Genomic DNA, 17,479 nt, shown 5'->3' on the forward strand with positions numbered 1-17,479 from the left:
ACGTCGGAGAGCCTAACGCGGCGTTCCTGATCTCGCGGCCAGTTAAAAAAATCTGTAGATAATATCGGTGAACCAGTGGACGGCGCAAGCAGTCGGCGGGAAACTCCGTGACGCTTGATTCGATTGCTGATCCAAGGAGTTCGACAGAAGTGAGTTCGTACAGTTCCACCGGTGCGCGCCGTTCGCGCACCCTGACCGTCGGCGGAGGGTTGGGGTTGCTCGGCGCGCTCAGCGGACTGCTGTGGGGTGCGATGGTGCTGGTGCAGGGCGAGAGCCTGATCCGCCCGGCCGTGCAGGAATACTTGCAGACCGAAGGCCGCGACCTGGCCTCGAGCGGTCTGCTCACGGTCGACGACCTGACCGGAATCGCCATGCCGTCGTTCACCACCCGTGCGGCGATCTGGCTGGTCATCGGCGTGGTGACCCTCGTGTCGGCCGCGATGGTGCTCGCCGCGCACAACTGGGCCCGGGTGGTGCTGACGGTGTTCGCGGTCTTCGGCATCGGCCTGGGCCTGCGCGACCTGATCGACGTGAACCCGGCTCTGCTGAACGCCTTCGACGCCATCGCGGTCGTGAGCCTGCTGGCGGTGCTCGTGGTGCAGTGGCTGCCCGGGGCCAACCGGGCGGTGCGGGCGCGCAAGAACGCAGTGATCGCGCGGAAGTCCGCGGCGTTCGCGGTCTGATGGGTTCTTGACGGTTTTTGCGGTCGGCACGTCTGAGGGGTCGTGCCGCCCGGGAAAGCCGATCCGCCACAACGCGGCCGGAGGGCGGCTGTGTCGGGGGCAGCCGTAGAGGGCGGCCGTGTTGGGGCGGCGTTTCACAGATCGGCGTTTCCGGCCGATCCGTTTGAGGGGACGGATGCCGGGGAGTGCCGACGTCATCGAGGGGAGTGCCGTACGAGGGGGAGTTCCGCCTCGCCGCGTGACAGCGGCGAGGCGGGACCGTCAAGGACGTATTGGCGTTCGCGCTTGTCTTCTCAGCACAATTTGTTCAGCCCAGCAGCGCTAAGACAGCGCCCGCTTCCACACTTCGGCGGCGCAGCAGCACAGCTCGCTCGGCTTCACCGCGGCCGGATCTAGCAGGCACTGCAGCGCGATGCCGCGGAGTTGCCCGACGATGGCCACGGCGATCTGCTCCGGGTCGACATCGGCGCGGATGGTGCCCTCGGTGATGCCCGCGGTGATCTCCTGGCGCAGGTCGTCGCGGAAGGCGGTGTCGCGTTCGCGGAAGATCGGGGCGAGTTCGCGCAAGGTCATCGATTCCGCCCACAGCACCAGGAACGCCCGGCTCAGGACGTCAGAGTCACTGAGCCGGGACAAGTAGCCGTCGATCAGTCGCAGCAGTCGGTCCAGGCCGGGCGGCAGGGTGTCCAAGCCGGGGACGAAACCGGTCTGCGTGGTGCGGGCGAGCTGTTCCAGCAGCGCTTGTTTCCCGCCGAAGTGGTGGGTGACCAGGCCGCGGCTGTATCCGGCCCGTTCGCCGACGCGGGCCAAGGTCACGGCGCGTACGCCTTCCTCGACGACCAACTCGGCGGCGGCTTCCAGCAAAGCGGCCGACGCCTGGTCTCGGCGTTCCTGTTGCGTGCGGCGCGGCGTGGTCACGGGAAGAAACTCTACAACATACTTGCCAGCCGACAAGCAAGTATGCGTAGAGTGGGGGCGACGAAGAGGGAGGAAGTCCGATGACCGCAGTGTTTGTCCACGGCAATCCCGAAACCGCCGCGGTGTGGGAGCGTCTGCTTGCCGAACTGGGCGACCGGTCGACCGTGTGCCTGTCCCCGCCCGGATTCGGCGCGCCGTGGCCGGCGGGGTTCGGCGCGACGGCCGTCGAGTACCGCGACTGGCTGATCGCCGAACTGGAGAAGTTCTCCGAACCGGTCGACCTGGTCGGGCACGACTGGGGTGGCGCGCACGTCCTCAACGCCGTCATGGCTCGTCCGGAATTGGTGCGCACCTGGGCCAGTGACACGGTCGGCGCGTTCGACCCGGATTACGTCTGGCACGACCTCGCGCAGATGTGGCAGAAACCGGGCGTCGGCGAGGAAGCCGTCGCGGCGATGTTCGGTGCGCCGGCGGCAGCCCGGGCCGCGCGCCTGGTCAGCGGTGGCATGCACGAAGCGGTGGCGGCCAAGGTCGCCGAGGGAATGAACGACGACATGGCCCGCGCGGTGCTTCCGCTCTACCGGTCCGCGGCGCAGCCCGCGCTCGCGGAGTCCGGCCGGAATCTCGGACGCGCGGCGGAGCGCCCGGGGCTCGTCGTGCTGGCGACTGAGGATCATTACGTCGGGACGGACGAGCAGCGCCGCCGTTCGGCCGAGCGGGCCGGGGCGAAGGTCGCGGTGCTGGAGGGGCTCGGGCACTGGTGGATGACGCAGGACCCGGTCCAGGGCGCGCGGGTGCTCACGGAGTTCTGGGACTCGTCCAAATAGGACAGTTCAGGCCCGCGCGACGAGATGGAACACCCGGCTGAGCCGCCGGTACGGATCTCGTCGCGCGGCCTCCAGTTCGACCTCCGCGATCTCGCCGATCCGGCTCTCGTCGACGTCCAGGTCCATCCAGTCGGCGAACAGCCAAACCCCGTACCAGGCAAGCGGTTTGGCTCCCTGCCCGACGAGCAGCTGCGACAGCCCTGCGACCGTGTCGGCGCGCGTGTCCACGCCGAGGACGCCTCGCTCACCCTGCGCGTCGAACGCCGTCAGCGCGTCGCTCCACCGTCCTTCCAGCGCGGGAAGGACGGCCAGCGTCTCGGCGTTGAGCGCCATCACTGAGACGATTCCGCCCGGTGCCGCGCAGGCGCACAGCGCGTCGATCATCGGCACGGGATCGTCCACATACATCAGCACGCCGTGGCACAGCACCGCGTCGAATTTCTGGCCCGCGACCGCCGTGACGGCGTCCTCCCCGCGGCCGCGCACCAACTGGACGCGCTCGCGAACCTCAGCCGATTCCGAAGCGAGACGCTGTTCCGCCTTCGAGAGCATCGCGTCGGACGAATCCAGCAGGACGACGTCGTAACCTAGGCGTGCCAAGGGGAAAGACTGATGCCCGGCCCCGCCGCCGACGTCGAGCACCGTCGCCGGCGGCGGAGGCAGGTGTGCCAGGAGCTGCTGGTGCAGGACGTACGTGCGCACTCGGCCTTTGACGGTCGCGTACGCGCCTTCCACGAACGGACTCGCCAGCGCGGCCCAGGCGTCGGTCTCCATGCCGTTCATAGTGCGCCCGGATCGAGAGTGACGCGCGTCACATAAAGTCCATGTCCAGAACCCGCCCGCGCCTCCGACCACTCCGCGAAAGACCCCGAGACCACGAGGAGCAAGACGATGAAGTTCCTGATCAGCCTGCACATCAACCAGTCCGTCCTCGACGCGCTGACCGAAGAGGAGAAGGAAGCCCTCGGCAACGGCGTCACCGCGTTCATGGAGTCGACGAAGAAGTCCGGCGAACTGATCGCCGCCCAGGCCCTCGCCGACCCCTCGCAGGCCGCGGTCGTGTCGGTCCGCAACGGGCAGCCGGTGGTGACCGACGGGCCGTTTCTCGAGTCCAAGGAGTTCCTCGGCGGCTACTACATGATCGACGTCGAGAGCAAGGAGCGCGCGATCGAGCTGGCCGCGCAGGTTCCGGACGCCGCGATCGAGGGGCTCGGCGTCGAGGTGCGCCAGGTGATGTTCTCGGAAGGACAATTGGACGCGTGACCACTCCATCCGTCGAGGACCTGCTGCGCGAACTCGTGCCGCAGGTTCTTGGCGTGCTGGTGCGCCGGTACGGCCAGTTCGAGGGCTGCGAGGACGCCGTGCAAGAGGCGGTCCTCGCGGCTTCTCAGCAATGGCCGGTCGAAGGCGTGCCGGACAATCCGCGCGGCTGGCTGTCGACGGTCGCGTCCCGGCGCTATGTCGACCAGCTGCGCAGCGACCTGGCGCGCCGCGAGCGGGAGCTGGCGAATGCCGCCGAGGCCGCGCCCGAGGTGCCGGACACCGACGACACGCTGCTCCTGCTGTTCATGTGCTGTCATCCGGCGCTGACCCCGGCGTCGCAGACCGCGTTGACCCTGCGTGCGGTCGGCGGTCTGACGACGGCCGAGATCGCCCGCGCGTTCCTGGTACCGGAGGGCACGATGGCTGCCCGGATCAGCCGTGCCAAACAGCGGATCAAGGCGGCGGGCAGTTCGTTTCCGGGTTCGGAGGAACCGGAGCGGCTGAATGTCGTGCTGCAGGTGCTGTACCTGATTTTCAACGAGGGCTACACCGCGTCGTCCGGCCGCGATCTGCACCGCGCTGACCTGGCCTACGAGGCGATTCGGCTGGCCAGGATGGTGCACGAGCGGCTGCCGGACGACAGCGAGGTGACCGGTCTGCTCGCGTTGATGCTGCTGACACACGCTCGCCGAACGGCTCGCACGACACCGTCCGGCGACCTGGTCCCGCTGGCCGATCAGGACCGCACGACGTGGGACCGCGCCATGCTTGACGAGGGTACAGAGCTGGCGAAAGCGTCGCTGGCGGGTTCGGCGCTCGGTCCGTACCAGCTGCAGGCGGCCATCGCCGCGACACACGCCGACGCGGCGACCGCGGACGAGACCAACTGGCGGCAGGTGCACGCGCTTTACCTGATCCTGGAACGGATCGCGCCCAATCCGGTGGTGACGTTGAACCGGGCGATCGCGCTCGCCGAAACCGAGGGCCCGCGGGCCGGGCTCGCCCTTTTGTCCACATTGGACAGCGAGGAACGGATAGCCCGGCATCACCGGTTGCTGTCGGTGCGGGCGCATTTGCTGGAGAAAGCCGGGGATCTGCCTGGCGCGTACGAGAACTACCGGCTGGCCGCGAAGGCGACGGCGAGTATCGCGGAGAAGCGTTATCTGGAATCCCGGGCCGCCAAGGTACGCGAGTGAATTCTCCGTGCCCGGGCTCGCGGGCCGGTCGCGAAGTCGAGTAGGTTGCGCTGCGTGTCCCGGACGTCTGCGAGCGTGCCTGACGAGGTCATGCGCGGCTCGATCGTGGACCGGTTGTTCGCCCGCGCCGGCGACGAACGGCCGTTGTTCACCCACCAAGAGCACACTCGTGGCGTCGAGCACACGCTGACGTGGGCGGAATTCGCCGCCAAAGTCCGGGTCGTGGCCGGGGAATTGCGCCGGGTCGCGGAACCGGGCGAGCGCGTCGCGATCCTCGCCGGACAGGAACTCGCTTATCCGCTGGCGTTTTTCGGCGCGCTCGCCGCCGGAATGGTCGCGGTTCCGCTGATGCTGCCGGGCAATCGCGCGCAGGCCGACCGGCTTTCCGGGGTCCTCGCCGATTCCGGTGCGCGAGTGTGGGCGACGTCTTCGGCCGCCGCGGCGAAGGTGCGCGAGTTCAGCGATCCCGGCGAGCTCGTAGTGGTGGACGAACTGTCCGGACCGGGCGTCGACCCGGTCCGCGTGGCTCCGGAAAGCCCTGCCTACCTGCAGTACACGTCGGGATCGACGCGCGAACCGGCGGGCGCGGTGATCCTGCACCGGGCGATCGTCGCGGCTTGCTGGCAGGCCAGCCAGGCGTACGCCTCGGACGAGCAGACGACCTGTGCGGGCTGGATCCCGTTCTTCCACGACATGGGCCTGATCCAGCTGCTGTGCCTGCCCGTTTACGTCGGCGGCCGGTCGGTGTTCATGTCGCCGGCGGAGTTCGTGCACCGGCCGCAGCGGTGGCTCCGCCAGCTCTCGGACTATCCGGCCGTCTTCACCGCGGCCCCGAATTTCGCCTACGACCTCGCCGCCGACGTCGGCGCGGAGGACGACCTCGACCTCTCGGACGTCCGGGTCGCGCTCAACGGAGCCGAACCCGTCCGGCCGCGCACGGTCGAGCGGTTCCACGAGGTGTTCGGCCCGCGCGGGTTCCGCGCCGAGGCGCATCGGCCGTCGTACGGGCTGGCCGAGGCCACGGTGTACGTCGCGAGCGCGGGCGAGGACGGACCGCGCGGCGCGGTGCTCGATCGGGAAGCCCTTGCCCAGGGCCGCGCCGTCGAAACGCCGGACGGCCAGCCGGTGATGTCGGTGGGACGGCCGGTCGGGCAGCTCGTCCGGATCGTCCACGACGGACACGAGCAGCCCGAGGGCGAGGTCGGCGAGATCTGGGTGCACGGCCCGAACGTCGCGTCCGGCTACTGGGGCCGCGGCGACGCGGAAGCGTTCGGCGGGGTCCTCGACGGGCTCGACGGCTGGCTGCGCACCGGCGACCTGGGCGTGTTCCACCGCGGCGACCTCTACGTCACCGGTCGGCTCAAGGACCTGATCGTCGTCGACGGCCGCAACTTCCATCCGCAGGACCTCGAGGCGGCGGCGGGCGAGGCGCACCCGGCGATCCGGCGCGACCGGGTCGCCGCGTTCGGCGTCGCCGACGACCAGGGCGAGGGCGCGATGGTGGTCGCGGAATGGGTGCGCGGAGCGGAAGCCGAGGTCAAGGACGTGACCCGGGCCGTGCTGCGAGCGGTGTCGAGGGAGCACGATCTCACGCTCCGTGCGGTACACCTGGTCCCTTCTGGCGGACTTCCGCGCACTTCCAGCGGAAAGGTCGCCCGGTCGGCCGCCAAGGCGCGTTACGGTGGCGTCCGTGGGTGATCACTGCGCCGAGGTCACGAAGGTCGTCAGCGACACCTTCCGGCTCGACCCGGCCCTCGTCGTGCCCGACGCTCCGCTCGAGGAGCTCGGCATCGACTCGAAGGGCCGGATCCGGCTTCTCGCCGCGCTGGAGATCTACTACGACGTGTCGATCGATCTGGACGAGCTCGATCGGTTCACCGACGTGGAATCCGTGGCGGACGTGCTCGCGGAGGCCCTGACAGCTTGCCGAGCTGAGGAGAAGCACTGAAATGAGCGGTGGGGGCGGGTACACCGCGACAACCGAAGCGTTGTCGAAGGCGTCGAAGAAGATCGGCGACCTGGCGGAGAAGCTGCTTGACGACAATCCGGACCTCGAAACCTCCGAGCTGACCAAGGAGAAGTTCGGCCGGGTGCACCAAGCGCACGCCGACAAGTACCTCGAGGGAACCAAACAGCTGTGGGGCGCGCTCTCCGGCTACAGCAAGGCGCTCGAATCGTTCGGCACGAACATCAGCACCGCCGGGTCTGCCTACGGCACGAACGAGGACAACCAGTCCGGCGCCATCACCAAGACCGGCAACGGCGTCGACGGGATCCTCTGATGGCGGACGAGAACAAGCCGAAGACGTGGCCGGATGTCAAAAAGCTGCTCGACAACTCGGCGGTGCCGCCGGAGCTGAAGGACGGCCTGCTCCGGGCGTGGGTCCACGAGCACCCGCATCCCGAAGGCGACGAGGGCCAGGACGTCGCGAAGTACATCAAGTCGTACGGACGCACGTTCATCACCGTTCCGAACAACCCGTTCGCGGCTCCTGGCGGCGCCCCGCCGCTCGAGCAGGTCTACGAAGAGGCCCGGCAAAAAGGCCAGCAGAACAGCTACAACCAGGACGAGAAGAAGAAGGAAGTCGACAAGGGCAAGGGCGAGCTCGACAAGAAGGCCCCGCCCGCCCCTGGTGAGGGCAAGGACGCCGGGGCCACCGGCACGAAGACGTCCGACGAGCTCTTCGACCCCGCGGCGGCCGCGCTGAGGGTGTTCGAGACCTTCGGCGGGCTGCTCGAGAAGCTCCCCGACGACTGCAAGGGCAACACGCGCAAGCTCGACCTCGACAAGGACATCCGCGGTCCGTTCGACGAGCAGCGCGGCATCAGCTTCGAGGGTTTCGTCAACGACGCCATCCATTTCAAGCACGGCTCGGAAACCGTGAAGGCGACGCTGACCGATACCGGAACCGAACTGGGCACCCTCTTCGGAACCTGGACCGGGGCGGGCGCCGACGCGGCGTCGGACCGGTACAACGAGAGCATCCAGAAGAAGGCCGCGAAGCTGGGCGAGGACCTCAGCCACGCCAGCGAAGCGACGCTGCACACCACGAAGACGCTGTTCGACCTGTGCAAGGGGAAGGCCGACCAGGTCATCGCCCTGTACCGCGATCAGGTCGGCAAGGCCGACTACACGATGGCGCAGAAGGTCATCGCGGTCGCCAACGGCGAGCACGGCAGCGTCGACGACCTGGCCCAGATCGCCGGCTGGATGGACTACAACTTCGGCACCAACCTGGTCGACACCCTCAACGACCAGGGCTGCTGCAACGACGACGAGATCCAGAGCCACGGCAAGGACCTCGCCAAGCAGTGGATCATGAACCAGTTCAACCCCGACATGTGGGACACCATCTACAAGGGGTTCGAGAAGGCTTGCAAGGACGCCAAGGACCTCGTCGACAAGGCCTACGACGCCCTTGACAAGGAAATGGGCAAGATCAAGAACAAGTTCGAGGGCGCCAAGGACGGCGGGGCTGGCGGGGCAGGCGGTCCCGGCGGCGGTGGTCCTGGCGGTGGGGGTCAGGGTCCCGGTGGGGGCGGTCAGGGTCCTGGCGGCGGCAACTATGGCGGCGGTCAGGGCGGGTCTGGCAACTATGGCGGTGGCCAGGGCGGCCACGGAGGCGGCACCGGTGGGGGAACCGGCGGCGGTCCTGGCGGCGGATCCGGTTCGGACACGCCGCAGGGCGACCACCCCGGTGGTTCCGGCGGCGGTATCGGGGGCGGATCCGGTTCGGGCGGCGGGTCCGGCAGCGGTTCGGGCAGTGGTTCCGGCGGGGGCGGCGGGAAGGTCCCCGACCTGGACGTCCCGTCCGATTCGCCGGGCGGCGGCCCCCTCGGCGGCGGCTCGGGCGGTGGCCCCGGCGGCGGGACTGGCGGCGGCGGTCCCGTGGACGGTCCGCCGATCAAGACCGATCCCGGCGGCTCCGGCGGGTCTGGTTCCGGCGGTTCGTCGGGCTCGGGCGGTTCGGGTTCCGGCGGCGGACAGGACCAGCACCAGGCCGAGGAAGAGGCCAAGCAGCGGGCCGAGCAAGAGGCCAAGCAGAAGGCTCAGGCGGAGGCCAAGCAAAAGGCCGAGGCCGCGATGGAGTCGCTGAAGAAGGACGCGCAGGGCAGCCACGGCGGCGGCTCCCTCGGCGGACCCGGCGGCGGTGAACCCGGCTCGACCGGCGGCGACGGCAAGGGTCCCGACGGCAAGGGCCCGGACGACAAGGTTCCCGGCGACGACAAGACCTCCGGCGACAAGGGCGGCGGCGGTTCACCTGGCGGCGGCGGTCCGGTCGACGGCCCGCCGATCAAGACCGACCCGGCCGACGGCGGTCCCGGCGGCGAAGACGGCAAGCCCGGCGAGGACAAGAACCACGACGGCAAACCGGACGACGACGGCAAGGGTCACGACGGCAAACCGGGCGAGGACAAAAACCACGACGGCAAGCCCGACGACGACAAGGGCCATGACGGCAAGCCGGGTGAGGACAAGGACCACGACGGCAAGCCGGACGAAGACGGTCGCGATGTCCTGAAGGTCAAGCAGGGCGACAAGACCTTCGAAATGTCCGAGCCGGACCACGACGGCAAGATGGACATCAAGATCGGCGAGGGCTCCGGGAACGTCAAGGACTTCAAGATCGACTGGTCCGACGACAAGTCCGCGCACGGCGGCGGCGACGGCCAGCACGACGACGCCCAGGTCCACCACCCCGGTCCGGACGGCAAGATCCACCTCCGCGACGGCGACACGAAGATCACCGCCGAGCGTCCGGACGGGCCGAACGGGCCGACCGTCGTCACGGTCGACGATGGCAAGGGCAACCCGACGACCTACACGCTCGGCGAGGAAGACCAGAAGCAGGGCATCCACGAGGTCGACCACCGTCCGGACGCACCCGGCGACAGCACCGGACGGCACCACGCGGGCGACGGTCCCGGCGACCACAAGGGACCCGACCACAAGGGACCCGACGGCAACGGGCACGGCGGCGCCTCGCCCAGCAGCAGCCACCCCGGGCGTCCGATCGAGGGCGGCCCGGGTCCGGAGATGTCGCACACCGGCGGCCCGTTCGGCGAACATCCGGCGGGAGGCGGCCCCGGTCCGGTGCACCCCGGCGAGCCAGTTCAGCCGCTGCAGCACGGCGTTCCGAGCGGTGCTCCCGGCCATCCGATCGAGGGCGGCCCCGGTCCGGAGATCTCGCACAGCGGCGGTCCGGGCGTGCCCGCCGGCGCACCGAGCGCTCCGCTGCACGGCGGGCCCGTGGTCGGCGTCGACCACACGCCGGTCGCCGGCACCCAAACCGGCGGCGGGTTCTCGCAGCCGGCGGGCGATCACTCCGGTCAGCCGGGTCAGTCCGGCGGCTCGGGAATGCCTGGCATGGGCGCGATGGGCGGCGGACACGGCGGCGGTGGCGGCGGCGGCGAAACCGAGCGGCGCGCGGCGTATCGCGTGGAGGGTGCGGTCTTCGACAACCTCGGGGAGCCCGCCAGCCGGATCACTGGTTCACTCGACGATGACGACGACGCGCCGATCATCCGGACCAGGTAGGAGGCACGCATGAGCGAAACCGCCGCGATGAAGGCCGAACTGGACGCGCTGGTCCGGGAGCAGGCCGACCGCCGGGCCCTGCGCGAGCAGAAGGCCGAGGAGATCAAGGCGCAGTCCCAGGAGTACATGACCAAGCAGGTGCAGGCGGCCGAACGGTACGTCCAGCACCGGCGGGAGATGGGGAAGCGCAAGACTAAGTCCGGGTGGAGCACGGACCGGCCGAGCACCGACCCGCCCTCGGCGTTCGATTCCGACGAGTTCGGCAACGAGCCCGGTTCGGCGTCGCCGTTCGCGGTGACTCCGAATCAGCCCGCGTTGCGGAGCGAGGCACCGCGCCGTCCGACGCGTCGACCGCGTCCGGTGGAAGACGACGAGGACGACGACGCTTTCCTCAACAACCGTTGGCGCGATTGAGGTTCTGACCCGGGAGGGGGCTGTCCGGCCCCCTCCCGGCGGTCAGACCCGGACGAGCATTTTCCCGACGTTCTCCCCGCGCAGCATCCCGATGAACGCGTCCACGATGCTGGAAAACCCTTCTGTCACAGTCTCGTTCACGAGCACCCGCCCGCTGCGGACGTGCGGGATCAGGAATTCCTCGAACTCTTCGCGCGCGTCGAGGTGATCGCGCACCAGAAATCCTTCGATCCGAAGACTTTTCCCGACCACGTCGAACAGGTTGTGCGGCGCGCTCGGCGGCGTGCGCAGGCTGTTGTACTGCGCGACTGAACCGCACCAGGCGACCCGGCCGCGGTCGTGGAGGGCGTCGATCGCCGCGGCCAGGTGGTCGCCGCCGACGTTGTCGAAGTACACGTCGATTCCGTCCGGGGCCGCTTTCGCGAGCAGATCGGTGACAGGACCGTCGTGGTAGTTGAAGGCGGCGTCGAAACCGAGGTCGCGCGTCAGGTGCTCGACCTTCGCCGCCGATCCGGCGCTGCCCACGATCCGCCCCGCACCGAGCAACCGGGCGATCTGCCCGGCCGCGCTGCCCACCGCACCGGCCGCTGCGGAGATGAACACGTCGTCATCGGGACGGACCTGCGCGATCCGGGTGAGTCCGACGTACGCGGTGAGCCCGGTTCCGCCGAGAATGCCGAGGTAAGCGCTCAGCGGAACGCCGTCCGCGGGCGTGATCGTCCGGGCGTCGGCGCTGGTGAGGACGGCGTGGGTCGCCCAGCCGTGCCGATGGAACACCGTCGTGCCGATCGGCAGCGTCGGCTCCTTCGACTCGACCACCTCGCCGATCGTGCGACCTTCCAGACCCGCGCCCAGCTCCCAGCCGCCCCATTCCATAAACTCGCGCATGTACGGATCGACGGACAGGTAACGGTTTTCGACCAGCACCTGTCCGTCGGCGAGGTCCGGCAGCGGCTGGGCGACGAACTCGAAGTCGGCGGCGCTCGGCGCGCCCTCGGGACGGCGGACCTGGCGGACGGCGGTCAGGGACACGTGAATCTCCTTAGTCGGTTCTGACCAGCAACTTAAGCGCGCCCAAGCCGCCGCGGCAGACCTCCGGATCGATGGACCGCGCCAATCCATGAATCCCGCTCATGGCCACGGCTAGGCTGGCCGCATGGATGCTGTCGACCTCACTCCGGGCGAGCTGCGCCTGCTGCTCGCGGTGGAGCGCACCGGCAGCTTCACCGCCGCTGCCGCCGAGTTGAGCCTGACTCAGTCCGCGGTCTCGCACGCGGTCCGGACCTGCGAACGCAAGGTCGGCGCCATCCTCTTCGACCGCGGCCGAACCGGTGCCCGCCCCACCGCGGCTGGTGCCCGCGCGCTCGTGCACGCCCGGCTGATCCTGCGCCAACTCGACGTTCTCCGCGCCGAAGCCCGGGGCGCGGCCGCCGGATCCCTCACCGGTCCGCTGCGGATCGCCGCTTTCCGCAGTGCCGCCGCACATCTCCTGCCCGCGGCGCTGGAATGCTTGACCGCCAAGCATTCCGGCTTGCATCCGCAGGTGCTGGTCGTCCCCGAACTGGGCCGCGGCACCGCGGGCGAGGTCGCCGACGGACGCGCGGACGTCGCCATCGCGACCCTCGGCGAGGACGAAACCCCGCCGGCCGGATTGGTCGCCGGAGAACTGTTCCGGGAGCCGTACTTCCTGGTCAACCCGATCGGACACGCCGAAGCGCGCCGCCTCCCGCTGCTTGACTGGCCGGAAAACTGCTCCTCCTACACGCGCTCCTGGTGGGCGCGGCAGGACTGGCTGCCGTCCGCGAAAATGGAGGTCGCCGACGACGGAGTGGTGCTTTCCATGGTGGCGCAAGGGATCGGCATGGCGATCCTGCCGAAACTCACCCTCGCCGCCACGCCGCCGGGAGTCGTCGTCACCCCGATCGCCGACCCGCCCACCCGGCGGATCGGGTACGTCGCCACCTACGCCGGTGCGCAATCCCTTGCGGTGCGCGAATTAGTGCGCGAATTGCGCGCAGTGGCCGAGGCGGAGTTCCTCGGCGCTGCTTGATCCCGGACAAAGACCATCGTCCCCGGGAATTTGACACCCTCCGCGCGACCGAACGGAGGTTGTGCCTCGCCGCGCGGCCGCCAGACTGGAGGCACGCGGGACGTGTTCCCGCCGCGATGACCCGCAGGTGGTCATTGGTCGAGCCCATTCCGTAAACCGCCTGTTCGCTGCTCGTCGTTCGTTCGCCTCCCCGGCCAGGCGGGACCGAAGGAGGACGGATGAGATTCGACGGAAAGGTGCCCGCTGTCCTGGCGGCTGTCGTGGGAGTGGTGCTGTCGGTGGCCGGATCGGCGGCGCTGGCCGCCAAAGTGAGCGCGCCAGCGTGTTCGCCGGGCACGACGGTCACCACCGACGACGGTCCGGTGTGCGGCGTCGCGAGTGCGGAGATCAAGTCGTGGCAAGGGATTCGCTACGGCGCGCCGCCGGTCGGCGAGTTGCGCTGGGCCCCGCCGCAGCGGCCCGTGCACTGGACTGAGCCGTTCGCCGCGACCGCGGAGGGCAACGAATGTCCGCAACCGCCCGGCACCGGACCTGGTTCGGACAACGAGGATTGTCTCAACCTGACCGTGCGCACGCCTGCTAACGCGGGCCCCGGTCCGTTCCCGGTGATGGTTCAGATCCACGGCGGCGGATTCCTGTTGTGGAAGCCGGCGGACGCGAGCCGTCTCGTGACCGCGGGGCACGTCGTCAGCGTGGAATTCAATTACCGGCTCGGGATTTTCGGCTTCCTCGCACATGAATCCTTCGGTGCGCACGCTGGAAACTACGGCCTCCAGGACCAGCAAGCCGCGCTCCGCTGGGTGCAGCGCAACATCGCGAAGTTCGGCGGCGACCCGCACAACGTCACCATCTACGGCGATTCCGCGGGCGGTTCGAGCGTCTGCGCCCACACCGCTTCACCAGGCTCGGCCGGGCTGTTCAACCGCGGGATCAGCCAAAGCGGGGAGTACAACTCGCTGCTCGGCGTCGACACCATCTGGCAAACGCAGGACTGCAAAGCCCAACTGCCCACCGAGAAACAAGCGCAGCAAAAGGGAGAACGCTTCGCCAAGGCGCTGGGTTGCTCCACCGCCGCCTGCCTGCGTGCGCTGCCCGCGCAGGCGGTGCTCAAACAGGCCGACCACGGAAGAAACCCGGACAACGGCACGGTCGCACCGATCGTCGACGGGACGACGCTGCCGATGTCACCCGCCGAAGCGTTCGCCACCGGGCACGTCAATCACGTAGCTCTGATGCACGGCGTCGACCGCGACGAAACCCAACTTCCGTTCGCCGAGACCGCAGCCGATTACGACAAGTTTATTAAGCAGCAGTACGGAAAGCACGCCGACGAGGTCCGCAAGACATATCCGTTGAAACGCTACCCCGCGCCGGCCCCGTTCCTCGCCTACCGGACCGCCGTCGCCGATTCCAACTCGGTCTGCCCCGCACTGCTCAACGACGAACGGCTCTCGCGACACATCCCGGTCTTCGCCTACCAGGTCGATGACACGGATATCCCACCACAATTCTTCGTCGACCCCGCCAAACCGAATGGTGCCTACCACGTCGCCGAATGGCTGCTGATGTTCCCGAACGGCGTCCAGTTGACCCCCAACCAGCAGGTGCTCGCCGACCAGATCCTGACCCAATGGGCAGGGTTCGCCCGCACCGGAAACCCCACTGTGGACGGTGCGCCGCAATGGGATCCGTACACAAAGGACAGCCCGGCGGTGATGGTGCTCAACGCTGCCGGAGACAGTCAGCTCACGATGGAGATCCCGCGACAGCATCACTGCGCTGAGCTCTGGGACCCGTTGACTCCATTCGCGCACCACCGGTAGGCGCTCTGCAACGGTATTGCCCTCGCCGCAGAAATGACATACGGTTCCGCCACTGACACGCGATTCCGCAGAGGTGGTCGATGACCCAACGCGCACTGGTGCTCGGTTGTGGCGGCACGCTCGGCTTCGCCTGGACCGTCGCTGCCCTCGCCGCGGTCGAGGACCAGCTGGGATGGGACGCGCGCGACGCCGACGTCCTGGTCGGCACGTCGGCGGGCGCGGAGATGGCGGCGTTCCTCGGCTCGGGCATCGGGGTCGGCGAGATCATGGCCGCGCTGCTGGGAGAGCCCGCCGACGACCGCGTCGTACACCATCTCGCGCGGCATCCGGGCAAGCTTCCGCCGTTGCCGACACCGATTTGGCCTGGTCTCGGCCTCGCCGTCGCGGGATTGCGTGGCCGGGTGGACCTGCTGGCCGGGCTGGCCGGAGCGTTGCCGAGGGGACGTGGAGACGCCGGATGGCTGCGCGACCTCGGCACCGCGTTGGCCAATGCCGACGGCTGGGTCGACCATCCGCGGACCTGGCTCGTCGGAGCCGATCTCCGCACGGGGGAGCGGGTCGCGTTCGGGAATTCGCAGCGGGCTCAGCTCGGTACCGCGATTGCCGCGTCGTGGGCTATTCCAGGCTGGTTCCCGCCGGTCGCCGTCAACGGCCGCAGGTACGTCGATGGCGGCACCGTTTCGCCGACGTCCGCCGATCTCGTCATTCCGACCGGGGTCGAGGAGGTCGTGCTCATCCCGCCGATGTCCACCTCCGGCGGCACACCCGGCCGCGGCTTTGCGCGCGTCGAACGGCTCGCCCGGCGCGCGATGACCCGGCGCGTCGACGCCGAGGTCAAGCAGCTCCGCGCCGCCGGGATCCAGGTGCTCCGGATCGAACCCGGCCCGGCCGAACTGGACGTCATGGGCCCGAATTTCATGGACCTGCGCCGCCGCGCCGACGTGCTCCGCGCCTGCCGCACCCTGACCCCGCCGCGCGTGCGCGCCGCCATCGAGCAAGGAGCGATCCGATGATCTACCCCAAAATCGACCTCGACGGCGCGTCGGTCGCGATCACCGGCGGAGGTGCCGGGATCGGCCGCGCGGTCGCCAAATTGTTCGCGAGCAAGGGCGCGCGCGTCGCGATCGGCGACCTCAACCAGGCGGCCGCCGAGGAGACCGCCGAGCTGGTCGGCGGCACCGCGCACCACCTCGATGTCGCCGACCGCGACTCGTTCGCGTCCTTCGCCGCCGCGGCCGAGAAGGCTCACGGACCGTTGCACGTGCTGGTGAACAACGCCGGCCTCATGCCGAACGGCGGGTTCCTCGAACTCGCCGACGCCACCGACCGGCTGCAGATCGACGTCAACCTCGGCGGCGTCCTCAACGGGATGAAACTGGTGCTGCCCGGCATGGTCGAACGCGGTTTCGGGCACGTCGTCAACGTCGCCTCGCTGGCAGGCAAGTTCCCGGTCAAGGGACTGGCCGTCTACAACGCGACCAAATTCGCCGTGGTGGGGCTGACGGCCGCGACCCGCTTGGAGTTCGCGGAGGCGGGCGTCAGCCTCACCGCAGTGCTGCCCTCGGCAGTCGACACCGCACTCGCCTCCGGCCTCGACATGCGGCCGATTCCGAAGGTGCAGCCGGAAGACGTCGCCAGGGCGGTCGTCGATTCGGTGCACAACCGCCGTGCCGAAATCGCCGTGCCCGGCTATGTCGGCCTGCTCGCCGCGGCTGCGGGCGTCACCCCGGAACCGGTCCTCAACCGCATCCGGCGGCTGGTCCGCGACGACCGTGCGCTGCACGCGGACCACCCGGAACGCTCTGCGTACCGGGCGAATCTTGAGGCACAGCAAGGAACTCGGTAGTAATCAGGCAACCAGACGCAGCCAAGCCTCGGCGAGCGCCGCGTGCCCAGTACCGCCGGTTCACGGACGGAGCGGAAATCCTCGGCGCAGCGGTCCGCCTGCGCGGTGTCCACGACCGGACTGACCTGCAGGTACGCACGCTCAGCAGTCGCAGCCGGCTAGTCCTGGTGGAGGACCGCTTCGCCGCCGCGTACGAGAGCGGCTGGCAGCTGCCCGCACCGGCGGCAGTGACCCGCGCCGATCCGGCCCGCTTGCACCGGAACGGTTCGTTTTCCGGATAGTCCCGGGGTTCGGTTCCGCCGCTAGACCATTCCCGGCGAACCCTGCACGGTGGAGACAACCCCAGTTCCTTCCGGAGCGGAAGACCGGAAATCGGGCAGAGATTCAGCGGTGCCTTCGGGAACGATTCCCCGTCGCGGCGTTGGCCACACAGACGACAGGGAGAACCCCGCTGATGTCCGAGACAACCGAACGGTCGCTGCGCCCCGGCGACCTGGCGATTCGCTGTGGGCCCCTGGGCTCCCTGGTGCTGGTGAGACTGAGCGGCGCACTGGATCTGGCCACCGCCGACGACTTGGCCGACGTACTGAATACGCAGCTGCGGACCGGCCGCGACATCGTGCTCGACTGCACCGGCCTGGATTTCATGGCCGTCATCGGCATGTCGCTGATGCTCGACACCCACCGCGCCACCACCGCCCGGCACCGAAAACTGATCGTGGTGACCGGCGGCAACCGGGCCGTCCTGCGCCCGCTGCGCGTCACCAGGGTCGACGCCATGCTCCGCCTAGCCACCACCGTCGACGACGCCTGCTCCCAGCTCGGCGGTTTGATCCCCGACCCACGCGGGTAACCGGGGGCCTGCCCCGCGACGAAGCACGTCGGAGGTCCTCGCACGACGCCCGAGGACCCGCCGGGGT

The 17,479-nt window shown here is 69.2% G+C and carries 17 protein-coding genes; 14 read left to right on the forward strand and 3 right to left on the reverse strand.

Going from position 1 to position 17,479, the window contains the following annotated elements; genetic code table 11:
• The first annotated feature begins 149 nt into the window (after positions 1–149).
• Entirely contained in the window at positions 150–683 is a 534-nt protein-coding gene (locus PUT80_RS04995) for a hypothetical protein (protein ID WP_275291237.1), read from the forward strand.
• Between the two features lie 321 nt (positions 684–1,004).
• Here PUT80_RS04995 and PUT80_RS05000 read toward each other — a convergent pair whose 3' ends face one another.
• The gene (locus PUT80_RS05000; RefSeq protein ID WP_275291238.1) at positions 1,005–1,601 is read right to left on the reverse strand and encodes a TetR/AcrR family transcriptional regulator; all 597 of its coding nucleotides are present in this window, start codon (positions 1,599–1,601) and stop codon (positions 1,005–1,007) included.
• Positions 1,602–1,681: 80 nt separating this feature from the next.
• On the opposite strand from PUT80_RS05000, the gene PUT80_RS05005 reads away from it, so the two are divergent.
• Complete coding sequence (locus PUT80_RS05005) at positions 1,682–2,428, forward strand: alpha/beta hydrolase (protein WP_275291239.1); 747 nt, start codon at positions 1,682–1,684, stop codon at positions 2,426–2,428.
• Positions 2,429–2,434: 6 nt separating this feature from the next.
• Here the strand turns inward: PUT80_RS05005 and PUT80_RS05010 are convergent, their stop codons facing one another.
• Positions 2,435–3,202, reverse strand: a complete 768-nt coding sequence (locus PUT80_RS05010; protein WP_275291240.1) for a methyltransferase — start codon at positions 3,200–3,202, stop codon at positions 2,435–2,437.
• A 117-nt stretch (positions 3,203–3,319) separates the two neighbouring features.
• On the opposite strand from PUT80_RS05010, the gene PUT80_RS05015 reads away from it, so the two are divergent.
• The 7 genes from PUT80_RS05015 to PUT80_RS05045 all read left to right on the forward strand — a co-directional run bounded on the left by PUT80_RS05015 (position 3,320) and on the right by PUT80_RS05045 (position 10,840).
• A complete protein-coding gene (locus PUT80_RS05015; RefSeq protein ID WP_037807377.1) occupies positions 3,320–3,691 on the forward strand; it encodes a YciI family protein in 372 nt (123 codons plus the stop codon).
• Positions 3,688–4,887: a DUF6596 domain-containing protein gene (locus PUT80_RS05020; protein WP_275291241.1), complete on the forward strand. Its 1,200-nt coding sequence runs from the start codon at positions 3,688–3,690 to the stop codon at positions 4,885–4,887. The genes PUT80_RS05015 and PUT80_RS05020 overlap by 4 nt, the downstream gene beginning before the upstream one ends.
• Positions 4,888–4,977: 90 nt before the next feature.
• Positions 4,978–6,585, forward strand: coding sequence for a fatty acyl-AMP ligase (locus tag PUT80_RS05025; RefSeq protein WP_275291260.1), 1,608 nt, complete (start codon positions 4,978–4,980; stop codon positions 6,583–6,585).
• Entirely contained in the window at positions 6,578–6,835 is a 258-nt protein-coding gene (locus PUT80_RS05030) for an acyl carrier protein (protein ID WP_037807706.1), read from the forward strand. The genes PUT80_RS05025 and PUT80_RS05030 overlap by 8 nt, the downstream gene beginning before the upstream one ends.
• Position 6,836: 1 nt before the next feature.
• The gene (locus tag PUT80_RS05035) at positions 6,837–7,169 is read left to right on the forward strand and encodes a hypothetical protein (RefSeq protein WP_037807383.1); all 333 of its coding nucleotides are present in this window, start codon (positions 6,837–6,839) and stop codon (positions 7,167–7,169) included.
• Positions 7,169–10,426: a hypothetical protein gene (locus tag PUT80_RS05040; RefSeq protein ID WP_275291242.1), complete on the forward strand. Its 3,258-nt coding sequence runs from the start codon at positions 7,169–7,171 to the stop codon at positions 10,424–10,426. Before PUT80_RS05035 ends, PUT80_RS05040 begins: the two co-directional genes overlap by 1 nt.
• Before the next feature lie 9 nt (positions 10,427–10,435).
• Positions 10,436–10,840 (forward strand): hypothetical protein, encoded by a 405-nt coding sequence (locus PUT80_RS05045; protein WP_037807387.1) that lies wholly within the window; start codon positions 10,436–10,438, stop codon positions 10,838–10,840.
• Between the two features lie 42 nt (positions 10,841–10,882).
• On the opposite strand, the gene PUT80_RS05050 is transcribed toward PUT80_RS05045, so the two are convergent.
• Positions 10,883–11,878: an NADP-dependent oxidoreductase gene (locus tag PUT80_RS05050; protein WP_343076869.1), complete on the reverse strand. Its 996-nt coding sequence runs from the start codon at positions 11,876–11,878 to the stop codon at positions 10,883–10,885.
• 118 nt (positions 11,879–11,996) lie between these two features.
• Here PUT80_RS05050 and PUT80_RS05055 point away from each other — a divergent pair, with 118 nt between their 5' ends.
• The 5 genes from PUT80_RS05055 to PUT80_RS05075 all read left to right on the forward strand — a co-directional run bounded on the left by PUT80_RS05055 (position 11,997) and on the right by PUT80_RS05075 (position 17,412).
• The gene (locus PUT80_RS05055) at positions 11,997–12,890 is read left to right on the forward strand and encodes a LysR family transcriptional regulator (RefSeq protein WP_275291244.1); all 894 of its coding nucleotides are present in this window, start codon (positions 11,997–11,999) and stop codon (positions 12,888–12,890) included.
• Positions 12,891–13,108: 218 nt separating this feature from the next.
• A complete protein-coding gene (locus PUT80_RS05060) occupies positions 13,109–14,713 on the forward strand; it encodes a carboxylesterase family protein (protein ID WP_275291245.1) in 1,605 nt (534 codons plus the stop codon).
• A gap of 80 nt (positions 14,714–14,793) precedes the next feature.
• Entirely contained in the window at positions 14,794–15,726 is a 933-nt protein-coding gene (locus tag PUT80_RS05065; RefSeq protein WP_275291247.1) for a patatin-like phospholipase family protein, read from the forward strand.
• Positions 15,723–16,559 (forward strand): SDR family NAD(P)-dependent oxidoreductase, encoded by an 837-nt coding sequence (locus PUT80_RS05070; protein WP_275291248.1) that lies wholly within the window; start codon positions 15,723–15,725, stop codon positions 16,557–16,559. Before PUT80_RS05065 ends, PUT80_RS05070 begins: the two co-directional genes overlap by 4 nt.
• 454 nt (positions 16,560–17,013) lie before the next feature.
• A complete protein-coding gene (locus PUT80_RS05075) occupies positions 17,014–17,412 on the forward strand; it encodes an STAS domain-containing protein (RefSeq protein WP_275291249.1) in 399 nt (132 codons plus the stop codon).
• The last annotated feature ends 67 nt before the right edge of the window (positions 17,413–17,479 follow it).

It is taken from the genome of Amycolatopsis sp. La24, assembly GCF_029087445.1.
Taxonomy (GTDB): Bacteria; Actinomycetota; Actinomycetes; order Mycobacteriales; family Pseudonocardiaceae; genus Amycolatopsis; species Amycolatopsis nivea.